A 13,373-nucleotide genomic window follows, 5' to 3' on the forward strand; every position below is an offset into this window, starting at 1 on the left:
GCAAAGGATGTGATGGACGTCATGGGCGGCTTCGGGACCACGCTTCTGTCTTTTCTGCTGGTCCTCACCGTGCTCGTGTTTGTGCACGAACTCGGTCACTACCTCGTGGCGCGCCGCAACGGCGTGCGCATCGAGGTCTTCTCCATCGGCTTCGGACCTGAGCTGTTCGGTTGGACCGACCGTTCCGGGACGCGCTGGAAGTTCAGCGCGATCCCGCTCGGCGGCTATGTGAAGATGTTCGGCGACGCCGACCCGGCAAGCACGCCCGGCGCCCACACCCAGAGCATGAGCGCCGAAGAGCAGGCGGTGTCCTTCCACCACAAGCGGCTCGGCCAGCGGGCGGCCATCGTGGCGGCGGGCCCCATCGCGAATTTCCTGTTTTCCATCGTCGTGCTGGCCGTCCTCTTCGCCACCGCCGGCCAGTCCTTCACCCCGCCGGACGTCGGTGGCGTGCAGCCGGGCAGTGCGGCGGAGCGCGCCGGCCTGCAGCCGGGCGACCTGATCGTGTCGATCAACGGCAGCGGCATCCAGCGATTCGAGGAGATCCGGCAGATCGTCTCGATGCAGCCAGGGGCGCCGCTGGAGATGGTGGTGCAGCGCGACGGGCGTTCGGTCAATCTGACGGCGACTCCGGACGTGCGCGAGGTCACCGACCGACTCGGCAACACGCACCGCATCGGCCAGCTCGGCATCATGCGCGGTGGGGCGGAAACGAAACGCCACGACCCGTTCACCGCCCTGTGGCAGGCGGGACGGGAGGTCGTCGGCATGGTGTCCGGCACCTTCGTGGCGCTCGGCCAGATGATCGAGGGCTCGCGTGGCACCGAGGAACTGGGCGGGCCGCTGCGCATCGCCCAGATGTCCGGCGAGGTCGCGCAATCCGGCTGGTACCCGCTGATCTGGTTCATGACCTTCCTGTCCGTGAACCTCGGCATGATCAATCTGTTTCCGGTTCCGCTGCTTGACGGCGGCCATCTGATGTTCTACGCCCTTGAAGGACTCCGTGGGCGTCCTCTCGGACCTAAAGCACAAGAATACGGTTTCCGCATCGGGCTTGCTTTGGTATTAACGCTCATGGTTTTCGCCACGTGGAACGATCTCGTTCAGCTTCGCGTGGTGGATTTCTTTAGGGGGCTGATATCCTGAGGGATGCCCCCAAAGCCAGGGAGCGAGCTTTGCGGGTGTCGAGCAGGGTTCTGGCGTTCGGCCTGATGGCCGGTTGCGCCATGACGACGGTTTCTCTTGCCCTTTCCCACGCAGCCTGGGCCCAGGCGGGCGCGCCCAATCCGGGGGCGGCGAAATCCGCCGCCTTCGGCGACGGGACGCTGGTGGCGCAGATGTTCTCGGGCGGCACCATCCGGGACATCCGGGTGGAGGGCGTCCAGCGCATCGAGCCGACGACGGTCCGCTCCTACCTCGCGGTGGCGCCCGGCGATCCCTTCGATCCCGACCGCATCGACCAGTCGCTGAAGGCCCTGTTCAACACGGGCCTGTTCGCCGACGTCGTGCTGAAGCGCGACGGCGATGCGCTGGTGGTGCAGGTGGCGGAAAACCCGATCATCAACCGCATCGCCTTCGAGGGGAACCGGCGCATCGAGAAGGAGAATCTGGAAAAGGAAATCCAGCTCCGTCCCCGCGTCGTCTACACCCGCACCCGCGTCCAGAGCGACGTGCAGCGCATCCTGGACATCTACCGCCGCCAGGGGCGCTTCGCCGCGACCGTCGAGCCGAAGATCATCCAGCTCGACCAGAACCGTGTCGATCTGGTGTTCGAGATCAACGAAGGTGTGCGCACCGGCGTGCGCAGCATCACCTTCATCGGCAACGAGAAGTTCTCCGACGGGACGCTGCGCGAGGCGATCCAGACGCGGGAAAGCGCCTGGTGGCGCTTCATGACGTCGGACGACAACTACGATCCGGACCGCCTGAACTACGACCGCGACCTGCTGCGCCGCTATTACCTCAAGGAAGGCTACGCCGACTTCCGCGTTGTCTCCGCCGTGGCGGAGCTGACGCCGGACCGCGAGGACTTCGTCATCACCTTCACGGTGGACGAGGGCGAGCGCTACAAGTTCGGCAAGATGGACATCAGCACCTCTCTGAAGGCGTTGGACCCGGAGCAACTGCGCAGCGTGCTGACCACGCGCGAGGGCGACTGGTACAACGCGCAGGAGGTGGAAAACACCATCACCAAGCTGTCCAACGCCGTCGGCGACCTGCAATACGCCTTCGTGGACGTCCGCCCGCGGATTTCGCGCAACCGTGACAACCAGACCATCGACATCGTCTACGACATTGTCGAGGGGCCGCGCGTCTTTGTGGAGCGCATCGACGTGACCGGCAACGTCCGCACGCTGGACAAGGTGGTCCGGCGCGAGATGCTGCTGTCCGAAGGCGACCCGTTCAGCACGACCAAGCTGCGCCGCTCCGAGCAGCGCATCAAGGACCTGGGCTATTTCGAGCGCGTCAACATCACCACCGCGGAAGGCTCGGCGCCCGATCGCACCGTGATGAACGTCGAGGTGACCGAGCAGTCCACCGGTGAAATCTCCATCGGCGCCGGCTACTCGACCTCGGACGGTCCGCTGGCCGACTTCTCGATCCGCGAGCGCAACCTGCTGGGCCGCGGCCAGGATCTGCGCTTCGGCGCCACCGTGTCGGGCAGCCGCCAGGAGTACGACGTCTCCTTCACCGAGCCGTACTTCCTCGACCGCGACCTGTCCGCCGGTTTCGACCTGTTCCGCATCACCCGCGACTATCAGGACGAAAGCTCCTTCGACGAGAAGAGCACCGGCATGGCCCTGCGCATGGGCTACCCGCTGACGGAGAACCTGCGCCAGCGCGTCTATTACCAGCTCCAGAACACCGACATCACCAGCGTTCCCAGCAGCGCGTCGCAGTACATCCAGGACCAGAAGGGCGCGCGCACGACGTCGCTGATCGGGCAGGAACTGACCTACGACCGCCGCAACAGCCGCCTGAACCCGACGGAAGGCTATTACGTCCGCCTGACGAACGATTTCGCCGGCGTGGGCGGCAACGCCCGCTTCCTGCGCAACCGCCTCGGCGCCGGCTATTACCTGCCGCTGTTCGACGAAAGCTGGGTGCTCAGCACCACGGGTGAAGTCGGCTACATCGTCGGCATCGGCAAGGACGTGTTCCTGTCCGACCGCTTCTTCCTGGGCGGCGACACGCTGCGCGGCTTCAACACCGCCGGCATCGGCCCGCGCGACCTGCGCACCGGTGACGCTCTGGGCGGCACCCGCTATTACCGCGGGTCGGTCGAGATGAGCTTCCCGGTCGGCCTGCCCGAGGAGTTCGGGCTGAAGGGACATGCTTTCTCCGACGTCGGCACGCTGGGCAAGGTCGACATCAACGATCCGCTCGTCCCCGACGACGAATCGGTCCGCCTGTCGGTCGGCACCGGCTTGTCCTGGCGCTCGCCCTTCGGGCCGATCCGCCTTGACTTCGCGGTCCCGATTCTCAAGGAAGATTACGACAAGAAAGAGATCTTCCGCTTCAGCTTTGGAACCAGGTTCTAACATGCAGTTCAGCAAGCTCAGGGCGCTGGTCGCCGCCGGTGCGGTGTTGGCGGGCGTCGCGATGGCGACGCCGTCCTTCGCCGAAGACAAGCCGACCGACAACCTCAAGGCGCCGGTCATCGCGGTCGTCGACGTCCAGAAGATCATGCAGGAGTCGAACGCCTCCAAGGGCGTCTCGAAGTCCTTCGAATCGCTGCGCGAGACCTACCAGAAGGAAATCGCCTCGCTGGAGGACAAGCTGCGCAAGTCCGAGGAGGAACTGCGCAAGCAGCAGACCGTGCTGGCTCCGGACGCGCTGGCCAACAAGCGCCGCGACTTCGAGAAGCAGGTTGGCGAGGTCCAGAAGACGGTGCAGAGCCGCAAGCGCGCCCTGGAAAACGCGCTGAACGAGGCGATGGCCGTCGTCCACAAGAACATGGTCGAGATCGTGGCCGACGTCGCGCGCGAGCGCGGCGCCAACCTGGTCCTCGCCCGCCAGCAGTTCGTCCTGGTTGACACCCAGCTCGACGTCACCGACGTGGTGCTGGAGCGGGTGAACAAGAAGCTGCCCCAGGTCGCGCTGACCGTTCCCAAGCAGTAAGGCGCGGGCAGTAGGGCACAGATGGATCGGCCGCCACGTTCCCGCAGGGGAGCGTGGCGGCTTTTTCATAGGCGCTTGACGTACGGGCCCTCGGAAACCCGGCGGCGTCGGGATTGCCAAATCCCTGGAAATGGGGCACAAGGGGCTTCGCCCCGTGCCGCCACAGGCGCGGCGCGGGGCGTTTCGTGGATTTTGAAAGGCGGGCGGCCGGACCATGGATGTGACGGCGGACAACAAGAAGATAGCCGACCTCGACATCATGCGGATCATGGAAATGATCCCGCATCGCTATCCGATTCTGATGATCGACCGGGTGATTGACATCACGCTGGGCGAAAGCGCCACCGGCGTGAAGAACGTCACCATCAACGAGCCGTTCTTTCAGGGGCACTTCCCGTCGCGACCGGTGATGCCGGGCGTGATGATCATCGAGGCGATGGCCCAGACCTCCGCCGTTCTGGTGGTCGCCACGTTGGGCAAGGAATCCGAGGGCAAGCTGGTCTACTTCATGACCGTGGACGAGGCGCGCTTCCGCCGCCCGGTCACGCCCGGCGACACCATCCACATCCATGTGACCAAGCAGCGCCAGCGCGCCAACGTGTGGAAGTTCAAGGGTGAGGCCAAGGTCAACGGTGTCCTGGTCGCCGAAGCCGTCTATTCCGCCATGATCCTGGACGAGAAATGAGCGTTTCCATTCACCCGACGGCGGTCGTCGATCCGGCCGCCAAGCTGGGCGAAGACGTTTCCATCGGTCCCTTTTGTGTGGTCGGGCCGGCTGTTCAACTGGGCGACCGCGTGCGGCTGACCTCCCATGTGGTGGTCGAGGGCCGCACGCATATAGGCAGCGACTCGGTCATCTACCCCTTCGCATCCATCGGCCACCGTCCGCAGGACCTCAAGTTCAAGGGTGAGCCGTCCGAACTGATCATCGGGCGCAACAACCAGATCCGCGAACATGTCACCATGAGCCCCGGCACTGAGGGCGGTGGCATGGTCACGCGAATCGGCGACAACGGCCTGTTCATGGTCGGCGTCCACGTTGCCCACGACTGCGTCGTCGGCAACAACGCGGTTTTGGCGAACAACGCCACGTTGGCCGGCCATGTGGAGCTGGGCGATTTCGTGACCATCGGCGGGCTGTCGGCGGTTCGCCAGTTCGTCCGCATCGGGTCGCACGCCATGATCGGCGGTATGTCCGGCGTAGAAAAGGACGTTATTCCCTACGGCCTCGTCATGGGCGACCGCGCCCGTCTGGCCGGCCTGAATCTCGTCGGGCTGGAGCGTCGCGGTTTCCAGAAGGACGAGATCCACGCCCTGCGTGCCGCCTACCGTCTGCTGTTCGGCAACGAGGGCACCTTTGCCGAGCGCATGGAGGAGGTCGGGCGCGACATGGGGCAGCAGACGCTGGTTGCCGACGTGCTGACCTTCGCGCGCGCCTCGCGGTCGCTCTGCCAGCCGCGCGAGGGCTGAGGAGCCTTCACGCTCCTCTTTTTATGTTCTGATTTCTGGGAGAGTCCCGGCCATGTCGCAGCCTCTTCCCAAGCTCGGCATTTTGGCGGGCGGCGGCACCTTGCCGGCCCGCATCGCCGCCGCGGTGCGCGGCCAGGGGCGTGAGGTCTTCGTCGTAGCCTTCGACGGCCACACCGATCCCGCCACCGTCGCGGGCCTTCCCCATTTGTGGAGCCGCTTCGGCGCCGCCGGCAGCATCATCGACCGGTTGAAGAAGGAAAAGGTGACGGAGCTGGTCTTCGCCGGACCGGTGCGCCGGCCGTCATTCACCGAGCTTCTTCCCGACTGGTACACCACCAAGTTCCTCGCCAAGGTCGGCACCCGCGCGCTCGGTGACGATGGACTGCTGCGCTCCGTCGCGCGCGAACTCGAAGGGGAGGGGTTCCGGGTCGTCGGTCTGCACGACCTGCTCGGCGAGATTCTAACCCCGTCCGGGCCGGTGGGCCGGCTGCGGCCGGACGCCGAGGCGGAGCGCGACATCGCCCGCGCCGTCGAGGTCGCCCGCGCGCTCGGCGCGCTCGACGTCGGGCAGGGCGCCGTGGTGCAGCAGGGGATCGTGCTCGCCGTCGAGGCCATCGAGGGCACCGACGCCATGCTGGCCCGCTGCGCCGGGCTGGCGCGGCCCGGGGCGGGCGGCGTTCTGGTCAAGGTGAAGAAGCCGCAACAGGACCGCCGCTTGGATCTGCCAACCATGGGGGTGACGACCGTGGAGAACGCCGCACGTGCCGGTCTGCGCGGCATTGCGGTCGAGGCGGGCGGCAGCCTGCTGGTGGACCGCGCCGCGGTGGCCGAGACCGCCGACCGGCTGGGTCTCTTCGTCGTCGGCATCACCGTTGCGTCGGAGACCCGGTCGTGAGCGATCCGCTGATTTTCCTGATCGCCGGGGAGCCCTCCGGCGACGCGCTGGGCGCGCGGCTGATGGCCGCCTGCAAGCGGCTGACCGGCGGGCGGGTGCGCTTTGCCGGCATCGGCGGCGAGAAGATGGTCGCGGAGGGGCTGGACAGCCTGTTTCCGATGGGCGAGCTGACGCTGTTCGGCGTGTTCGAACTGCTGCCCCATCTCCCCAACCTGTTGCGCCGCATCGACCAGACGGTTGCCGAGATTCTGCGGCTGCGGCCCGACGCGGTGGTGGGCATCGATTCGCCGGGCTTCACGGTGCGGGTGTCCAAGCGGGTCAAGGCGCAGGCGCCGGACATCCCGCTGATCCATTATGTGGCGCCGACCGTCTGGGCCTGGAAGCCGAAGCGCGCCGCCAAGTACGCGGCGATCTACGATCATCTGCTGGCCATCCTGCCCTTCGAGCCGCCCTATTTCGAGAAGGAAGGGCTTCCCTGCACCTTCGTCGGCCATTCGGTGGTGGAGAGCGGCGCCGGGCATGGCGACGCGCAGCGCTTCCGCGAGGCCCATGGGCTGGCACCGGATGCGCGGGTCGTCGCCGTCCTGCCGGGAAGCCGGAAGGGCGAGGTGTCCCGCCTCCTCCCTGACTTCCGCGCCACGCTTGAGCGCTTGCTGCCGTCTCATCCGGAGCTGGTCGCCGTGGTGCCGACCGTGGCGACGGTGCGCGACCGCGTGGCGGCGGAGGTGGCGGGCTGGCCGATGCCCACCATCCTCGTCGAGGGCGACGGCCCGAAATACGACGCCTTTGCGGCGGCGGAGGCCGCGCTGGCGGCGTCCGGAACGGTGGCGCTGGAGCTGGCGCTGGCCCGCCTGCCGACGGTGATCGCCTACCGTCTCAACCCGGTGACGGTGGCCTTGTACCGGCGGCTGATCCGGGTCAAATACGTCAATCTGGTCAATCTGATGCTCGACCGCATGCTGGTGCCGGAGCTGCTTCAGGAGGATTGCCGGGCTGACCGGCTGGCCGCAGAGCTGGGCCGCCTGCTCGACGATCCCGCCGCCCGCGCGGCACAGATCGATGGGGTGGTCGAGGTGGCGCGCTGGCTGGGGCAGGGCGGAACGCCACCCAGCGAACGCGCCGCCCAGGTCGTGCTGGAGGTTGCCGCCGGCCGTTTGCATAAGACGAGGCCGGATAAGACGAGAGCGCAAGAACCCGCTTGGGAGACGAGACCATGAGCCAATTCCGCCTGCTGCACACGATGCTCCGGGTCTATGATCTGGAGAAGTCGCTGGACTTCTACACCCGCCTGCTCGGCATGAAGCTGCTACGCCGCAACGATTACGAGGGCGGGCGCTTCACGCTGGCCTTCGTCGGCTACGGCGACGAGAAGGACACCGCCGTCCTGGAACTGACCCACAACTGGGACCAGGCCGAGCCCTACGCCATTGGCACCGCCTATGGCCACATCGCGCTGGGCGTTCCCGACATCTATGCCACCTGCGAGCAACTCGCCAAGGAAGGCGTCAAAATTCCGCGCCCGCCCGGCCCGATGAAGCACGGCACCACCGTGATCGCCTTCATCGAGGATCCGGACGGCTACAAGGTCGAGCTGATCGAGACGAAGTAACCGGTCTCACAGCGTTTTGTAGAAGAGGACGGTGTCGTGGAAGGCGCCGTCCGCTTCCACCGTGTAGCCGGGAATCACCCCGGCGCGACGCCAGCCCGTCGCCTCGTAGAAGGGCTCGCCGCGGTCGCCTTTCAGCGTGTCGAGCACCAGCAGGGAGCGCCCCAATGAGCGGGCCGTGTCCTCCACCGCCGCCATCAGCCGCCGCGCGACTCCGTTCCGTCGATGGCGGGTGAAGACGAGCAGCTTCTGCACTTCGGCGCGGTGCGCGCCATTCGGCTTGGTGCAGAGCGCCAACTGAACGCTTCCCAGCAACTCTCCCTCCGTCCCGCGGGCGATCAGCAGACGGTGCGCGCCACCGGAAAGCTGGGCGGCCACCCTGTCCCAGAAGGCCCGTCTCCAATGCGGTTCCAGCGGGGCGTGGTAGCCGACCGAGGCGCCGCTGTTCACGGCGTCTTCCAGAAGGGTTTCAAGTTCCACCCGCAGGTGGTGGTCGTCGAGGGCGGGAACGTCGGTGATGGCCAAGTGGGTCGTCATGGGAAGCGTAGGGATGGTTCTGTTCGTGCCCCAAGCCTGCCCGCCGCGTCATCGGTCCACAATTGACTTCGCAGGGCAAGGGTGTGAGGAATCCTCACAACGAAACCCAGCAGTCTCACCGATGCCGCGTCTTCCCTTCACCGCCCTGGCCGCCTTCGAGGCGGCGTCCCGGCACGGCAGCATGACCCGCGCCGCCGACGAGCTTGGCCTGACCCATGGGGCGGTCAGCCGTCAGGTGGGCGATCTGGAGAAGCGGCTGAAGGTCCGCCTGTTCGACCGCACCCCGCAGGGGCTTCACCTGACCGACGCCGGGCGCGATCTCGCGCAGGCCTGCACCGCCGGGCTGGGGCGGGTTCAGGAAAGCTGGGACCGCATCGCCGGACAAGGACCGGAACGGCTGCGCATCGCCGCGCCGCGGACTTGGGCGGCCTTGTGGCTGGTGCCGCGGCTGGGGCGTTTCCTGGACGGCCGGCCGGACCTGCGGCTGGACATTGAGGGGGGCAACACCGACCGTGCGTCGGAAGCCGAGGCCGGCTGGGCCGTCATCCGCTACATACGCGGTGGCGATCCGGGCCCGGAGGGAACGCTTCTGTCGGAGGAGTCGCTGGTCCCGGTCTGCGCGCCGTCGCTGGCCGAGCAGCTGTCCGGCCCGGCCGACCTGTCCCGCCAAACGCTGCTGCATTATCAGGCGTCGCCGGACTGGAGTCTGTGGCGTGCCGGCAGCGGGGTAAGTCTGGACGGCGCGCGCAGTCTGAGCTTTTCGGAATCGGTGATGGTGATCCAGGCGGCCATGGCCGGGCAGGGGATTGCGCTGGGGCGCCCGTCGCTGGTGCTGGAGGCGCTGGAGGCCGGACGGCTCGTCGTCCCCTTCGGGCCGGCGGTGCCCTGCGGCGACCGCTACGTGCTGACCGCCCCGGCCGAGGGGCGCGGGCGCGGCGTGCTCCGCGCCTTCCGGCACTGGCTGCTGGCAGAAGCCGCAACGGATCGGGCGCGGTTGGAGCGTCTCGGCGTACCGTTTCCGCAGGGCCGTGCTGGCGCCTGATTTCGTTTCGTGTTTATATCCGCCATCGGATGTATTTGGAGCGGAGACACGCCGCCATGCTGCGCCTTTACGACAACCTGTCTTCGGGGAATGGCTACAAGTGCCGGCTTCTGCTGCACAAGCTGGGCATTGCCTATGAACGGATCGAGCTGGACATCGATCGGGCGGAGACCCGCACACCGGAATTCCTGGCCCGCAATCCGAACGGCCGCATTCCGACGCTGCAATTGGAAGACGGCAGCCATCTGCCGGAATCCAACGCGATCCTGTGGTATCTGGCGGAAGGCACACCCTATCTGCCCGACGACCGCGAGGGACGCGCGCGGGTCCTGCAATGGATGTTCTTCGAGCAGTACAGCCACGAACCGAACGTCGCGACGGTGCGCTTCTGGATCACGCACCACGTGGAGATGACGGAGGAGCGCAAGCTGGGGGTGGTGACCAAGCGTCGGCTCGGCTACGACGCTCTGGGCGTCATGGAAGGGCATCTGGCGGAGCGCCGCTTCTTCGTGGGCGATCGTTTCAGCATCGCCGACATCGCGCTCTACGCCTACACGCATGTGGCGGAGGAGGGTGAGTTCGACCTGTCCGGCTATCCGGCGGTGCGCGCATGGATGGAGCGTGTGGCGGCGGAAGGGCCGCACATCCCGATCACCCAGGGCTAAACGGTCAGATCAGCACCACCGCGGCGATCATCGCCACAATCACCGCATAGAAGACGATGCGGCGAAGCCGCCGCGAGAGCGGCGGCTTGTTGTCGTTCGCGGCCGGCTGGCCCTGACGGACCCGCCGCGCCGGAACGATGAACGCAGCCGGGCTGCGGGCGGCTCCGTCGGAGCCGCCCGTCCCGATGTGTGCTGTCGGCCGGTTAGCCACGCTCGGCCAGCGGGATGAAGTCCCGCTTGGTCGCGCCGGTGTAGAGCTGACGCGGACGGCCGATCTTCTGGACCGGGTCCTCGATCATCTCCTTCCACTGCGAGATCCAGCCGACGGTGCGCGCCACGGCGAACAGCACGGTGAACATGCTGGTCGGGAAGCCCATCGCCTTCAGGATGATGCCCGAGTAGAAATCGACGTTCGGGTACAGCTTCTTCTCGACGAAGTACGGGTCTTCGAGGGCGATCTTCTCCAACTCCATGGCGATGTCGAGGAGCGGCTCGTCCTTGATGCCCAGCTCGGCCAGAACCTCATGGCAGGTCTTGCGCATGACCTGGGCGCGCGGGTCGTAGTTCTTGTAGACCCGGTGACCGAAGCCCATCAGGCGGAAGTTGTCGTTCTTGTCCTTGGCGCGGCGGACGATCTCCGGGATGCGATCGACGGAGCCGATCTCCTCCAGCATCTTCAGCACGGCCTCGTTGGCGCCGCCGTGGGCCGGACCCCACAGCGAGGCGATGCCGGCGGCGATGCAGGCGAACGGGTTGGCGCCCGACGAGCCGGCCAGACGGACGGTCGAGGTCGAGGCGTTCTGCTCGTGGTCGGCGTGCAGGATGAAGATCTTGTCCATCGCCTTGGACAGGACCGGGTTGACCTTGTACGGCTCGCAGGGCGTGCCGAAGGTCATGTAGAGGAAGTTCTCGGCATACGACAGGTCGTTGCGCGGGTACATGAACGGCTGGCCGACCGAGTACTTGTAGGCCATCGCGGCGATCGCCGGGATCTTGGCGATCAGGCGGTGCGCGGCGATCTTGCGCTGCACCGGGTCCTCGATGTCCGTCGAGTCGTGGTAGAAGGCCGACAGCGCGCCGACGACGCCGCAGAGAACCGCCATCGGGTGAGCGTCGCGGCGGAAGCCGCTGTAGAAGCGGGTCAGCTGCTCGTGCACCATCGAGTGGCCGCGCAGGATGCCCTCGAACTCTTCCTTCTCGGCGGCGTTCGGCAGGTGGTTGTTGAGGAGGAGGAAGCAGACCTCCGGGAAGGTCGCGTGCTCGGCAAGGTCGTCGATGGCGTAACCGCGGTGCAGCAGGATACCCTCGTCACCATCGATGTAGGTGATCTTGGACTCGCAGCTGCCCGTCGAAGTGAAACCCGGATCGTAGGTGAAACAACCGGTCTCGGCGTAGAGCTTGCGGATGTCGATCACGTCCGGACCCGTGCTTCCCTTCATCACGGGCAGGCTGACCTGCTTGCCAGTCCGGTTGTCGATCAGGGTGAAGGTATCGGCCTTGTCCGCGGTTTGGGTCATCTCGGCACGTCCTTATCTTTAGGGTTGGGGCTTAACGCCCTTTTCGAATGCGCGCAGCATAGTTCTATGCCGGGCGGATATCAACGCACGGAAGTTATCCCCGTGCTGCAGTTGCGGCATCCTTCATCCGGGCCAGCGTTTCCGCGCGCCCCAGGATCTCGGCCACCTCGAAGATGGGCGGCGACACGGTGGAACCGGTGAGCGCGGCGCGCAGCGGCTGGGCGATCTTGCCCAGCTTCTCGCCACGCTCCTCGGCGAAGGCACGCACCAGTCCTTCGAGGGCGGCGGCGGTGAAGTCCGCCTCGGCCTCGAAGCGGGCGGCGAGGTCGGTCAGGACGCCGCGGCCCTTCTCGTCCAACAGCGCGGCGGCCTTCTCGTCCATCGCCAGCGGACGGGCGGCGAGGTAGAAGCGGGCGCTCTGGGTGAGATCGACCACGGTGCGGGCGCGTTGCTTCAGCCCGTTCATGGCGCGGGTCAGCAGATCGCGCTCCGACTCGGTCAGCGCGCGGCCAAGCTCGGCCTCCAGCCGTGGGGCAGCCAGACCCACGAGGCGGGCGTCGTCGGCCTGCCGCATGTAATGGGCGTTCAGGTTCTCCAGCTTGGCGAAGTCGAAGCGCGAGGGGGAGCGCCCGATGCCCTCAAGGTTGAACCACTCCACGGCCTGTTCGGTCGAGATGATCTCGTCGTCGCCGTGCCCCCAGCCGAGCCGCAGCAGGTAGTTGCGGATCGCCTCCGGCAGGTAGCCCATGTCGCGGTAGGCGTCGACGCCCAGCGCGCCGTGGCGCTTCGACAGCTTGGCGCCGTCCGGACCGTGGATCAGCGGGATATGGCCGAACTCCGGCAGGTCCCAGCCCATGGCGTTGAAGATCTGGATCTGGCGGAAGGTGTTGGTCAGATGGTCGTCGCCGCGGATGACGTGGGTCACGCCCATGTCGTGGTCGTCGACCACCACCGCCAGCAGATAGGTCGGGGTGCCGTCGGCGCGCAGCAGGATCAGGTCGTCGAGCTGGGCGTTCTGCACCGTCACCTCGCCCTGGACGCGGTCCTTCAGGACCGTCTCGCCCTCCTGCGGCGCTTTCAGGCGGATCACCGGCTTCACGCCGGCCGGAGCCTCGGACGGGTCGCGGTCGCGCCAGCGCCCGTCGTAGCGCACCGGCTGGCCCGCGGCCTTCTGGGCGGCGCGCATGTCCTCCAGCTCCTCGGGGCTCGCGTAGCAGTAATAGGCGCGGCCGGCGGCCAGCATCTGCTGCGCCACCTCGGCGTGGCGGTCCTTGCGGGCGAACTGGCTGACCGCGTCGCCGTCCCAGTCGAGGCCGAGCCAGGACAGGCCGTCGAGGATGGCGTCCACCGCGGCGTCCGTCGAGCGCTGGCGGTCGGTGTCCTCGATGCGCAGCAGGTACGTGCCGCCGTTGCGGCGGGCGTACAGCCAGTTGAACAGCGCGGTGCGGGCACCGCCGATGTGGAGAAAGCCGGTGGGCGACGGGGCGAAACGGGTGACGACGGTCATGGGAGGCTCAAT

The 13,373-nt window shown here is 66.9% G+C and carries 14 protein-coding genes; 10 read left to right on the forward strand and 4 right to left on the reverse strand.

What is annotated here, in order from left to right; translation table 11 throughout:
* Positions 1-12 precede the first annotated feature (12 nt).
* The 8 genes from rseP to gloA all read left to right on the forward strand — a co-directional run bounded on the left by rseP (position 13) and on the right by gloA (position 8,096).
* Complete coding sequence (gene rseP, locus AMK58_RS06300) at positions 13-1,146, forward strand: RIP metalloprotease RseP (RefSeq protein WP_035673108.1); 1,134 nt, start codon at positions 13-15, stop codon at positions 1,144-1,146.
* Positions 1,147-1,175: 29 nt separating this feature from the next.
* Positions 1,176-3,542, forward strand: coding sequence for an outer membrane protein assembly factor BamA (gene bamA, locus AMK58_RS06305; protein WP_051140192.1), 2,367 nt, complete (start codon positions 1,176-1,178; stop codon positions 3,540-3,542).
* Between the two features lies 1 nt (position 3,543).
* Positions 3,544-4,122 carry an OmpH/Skp family outer membrane protein gene (locus AMK58_RS06310; protein WP_035673109.1) on the forward strand — a complete coding sequence of 193 codons (579 nt, stop codon included), beginning with the start codon at positions 3,544-3,546 and terminating at the stop codon, positions 4,120-4,122.
* 214 nt (positions 4,123-4,336) lie between these two features.
* Positions 4,337-4,807 carry a 3-hydroxyacyl-ACP dehydratase FabZ gene (gene fabZ / locus AMK58_RS06315; protein ID WP_035673111.1) on the forward strand — a complete coding sequence of 157 codons (471 nt, stop codon included), beginning with the start codon at positions 4,337-4,339 and terminating at the stop codon, positions 4,805-4,807.
* Positions 4,804-5,592, forward strand: coding sequence for an acyl-ACP--UDP-N-acetylglucosamine O-acyltransferase (lpxA, locus tag AMK58_RS06320; RefSeq protein WP_035673114.1), 789 nt, complete (start codon positions 4,804-4,806; stop codon positions 5,590-5,592). Before fabZ ends, lpxA begins: the two co-directional genes overlap by 4 nt.
* A gap of 52 nt (positions 5,593-5,644) precedes the next feature.
* Positions 5,645-6,487, forward strand: a complete 843-nt coding sequence (locus AMK58_RS06325) for an LpxI family protein (protein WP_059398728.1) — start codon at positions 5,645-5,647, stop codon at positions 6,485-6,487.
* Complete coding sequence (gene lpxB / locus AMK58_RS06330) at positions 6,484-7,704, forward strand: lipid-A-disaccharide synthase (RefSeq protein ID WP_059398729.1); 1,221 nt, start codon at positions 6,484-6,486, stop codon at positions 7,702-7,704. Before AMK58_RS06325 ends, lpxB begins: the two co-directional genes overlap by 4 nt.
* Positions 7,701-8,096, forward strand: coding sequence for a lactoylglutathione lyase (gene gloA, locus AMK58_RS06335; protein WP_014240164.1), 396 nt, complete (start codon positions 7,701-7,703; stop codon positions 8,094-8,096). Before lpxB ends, gloA begins: the two co-directional genes overlap by 4 nt.
* Positions 8,097-8,102: 6 nt before the next feature.
* Here the strand turns inward: gloA and AMK58_RS06340 are convergent, their stop codons facing one another.
* Positions 8,103-8,630 carry a GNAT family N-acetyltransferase gene (locus tag AMK58_RS06340; RefSeq protein ID WP_035673130.1) on the reverse strand — a complete coding sequence of 176 codons (528 nt, stop codon included), beginning with the start codon at positions 8,628-8,630 and terminating at the stop codon, positions 8,103-8,105.
* A gap of 121 nt (positions 8,631-8,751) precedes the next feature.
* Here AMK58_RS06340 and AMK58_RS06345 point away from each other — a divergent pair, with 121 nt between their 5' ends.
* Both AMK58_RS06345 and AMK58_RS06350 read left to right on the forward strand, forming a co-directional pair.
* On the forward strand, positions 8,752-9,672 hold the full coding sequence (locus AMK58_RS06345; protein ID WP_059398730.1) for a LysR substrate-binding domain-containing protein: 921 nt from the start codon (positions 8,752-8,754) through the stop codon (positions 9,670-9,672).
* 56 nt (positions 9,673-9,728) lie between these two features.
* A complete protein-coding gene (locus AMK58_RS06350; protein ID WP_035680793.1) occupies positions 9,729-10,337 on the forward strand; it encodes a glutathione S-transferase family protein in 609 nt (202 codons plus the stop codon).
* Positions 10,338-10,341: 4 nt separating this feature from the next.
* On the opposite strand, the gene AMK58_RS06355 is transcribed toward AMK58_RS06350, so the two are convergent.
* The 3 genes from AMK58_RS06355 to gltX all read right to left on the reverse strand — a co-directional run bounded on the left by AMK58_RS06355 (position 10,342) and on the right by gltX (position 13,361).
* Complete coding sequence (locus AMK58_RS06355) at positions 10,342-10,548, reverse strand: hypothetical protein (protein WP_014240168.1); 207 nt, start codon at positions 10,546-10,548, stop codon at positions 10,342-10,344.
* Entirely contained in the window at positions 10,541-11,854 is a 1,314-nt protein-coding gene (gene gltA, locus AMK58_RS06360; protein ID WP_059398731.1) for a citrate synthase, read from the reverse strand. Before gltA ends, AMK58_RS06355 begins: the two co-directional genes overlap by 8 nt.
* Before the next feature lie 94 nt (positions 11,855-11,948).
* Complete coding sequence (gltX, locus tag AMK58_RS06365; RefSeq protein WP_035680787.1) at positions 11,949-13,361, reverse strand: glutamate--tRNA ligase; 1,413 nt, start codon at positions 13,359-13,361, stop codon at positions 11,949-11,951.
* Positions 13,362-13,373 lie beyond the last annotated feature (12 nt).

The organism is Azospirillum brasilense (assembly GCF_001315015.1).
Lineage (GTDB): Bacteria > Pseudomonadota > Alphaproteobacteria > Azospirillales > Azospirillaceae > Azospirillum > Azospirillum brasilense.

Coding starts and splice junctions, on each gene's coding strand:
- gltA (WP_059398731.1), bottom strand. CDS start 11,854: ATGACCCAAACCGCGGACAAGGCCGATACCTTCACCCTGATCGACAAC.
- AMK58_RS06325 (WP_059398728.1), top strand. CDS start 5,645: ATGTCGCAGCCTCTTCCCAAGCTCGGCATTTTGGCGGGCGGCGGCACC.
- AMK58_RS06310 (WP_035673109.1), top strand. CDS start 3,544: ATGCAGTTCAGCAAGCTCAGGGCGCTGGTCGCCGCCGGTGCGGTGTTG.
- AMK58_RS06350 (WP_035680793.1), top strand. CDS start 9,729: ATGCTGCGCCTTTACGACAACCTGTCTTCGGGGAATGGCTACAAGTGC.
- rseP (WP_035673108.1), top strand. CDS start 13: ATGGACGTCATGGGCGGCTTCGGGACCACGCTTCTGTCTTTTCTGCTG.
- AMK58_RS06340 (WP_035673130.1), bottom strand. CDS start 8,630: ATGACGACCCACTTGGCCATCACCGACGTTCCCGCCCTCGACGACCAC.
- gloA (WP_014240164.1), top strand. CDS start 7,701: ATGAGCCAATTCCGCCTGCTGCACACGATGCTCCGGGTCTATGATCTG.
- gltX (WP_035680787.1), bottom strand. CDS start 13,361: ATGACCGTCGTCACCCGTTTCGCCCCGTCGCCCACCGGCTTTCTCCAC.
- AMK58_RS06345 (WP_059398730.1), top strand. CDS start 8,752: ATGCCGCGTCTTCCCTTCACCGCCCTGGCCGCCTTCGAGGCGGCGTCC.
- lpxA (WP_035673114.1), top strand. CDS start 4,804: ATGAGCGTTTCCATTCACCCGACGGCGGTCGTCGATCCGGCCGCCAAG.
- fabZ (WP_035673111.1), top strand. CDS start 4,337: ATGGATGTGACGGCGGACAACAAGAAGATAGCCGACCTCGACATCATG.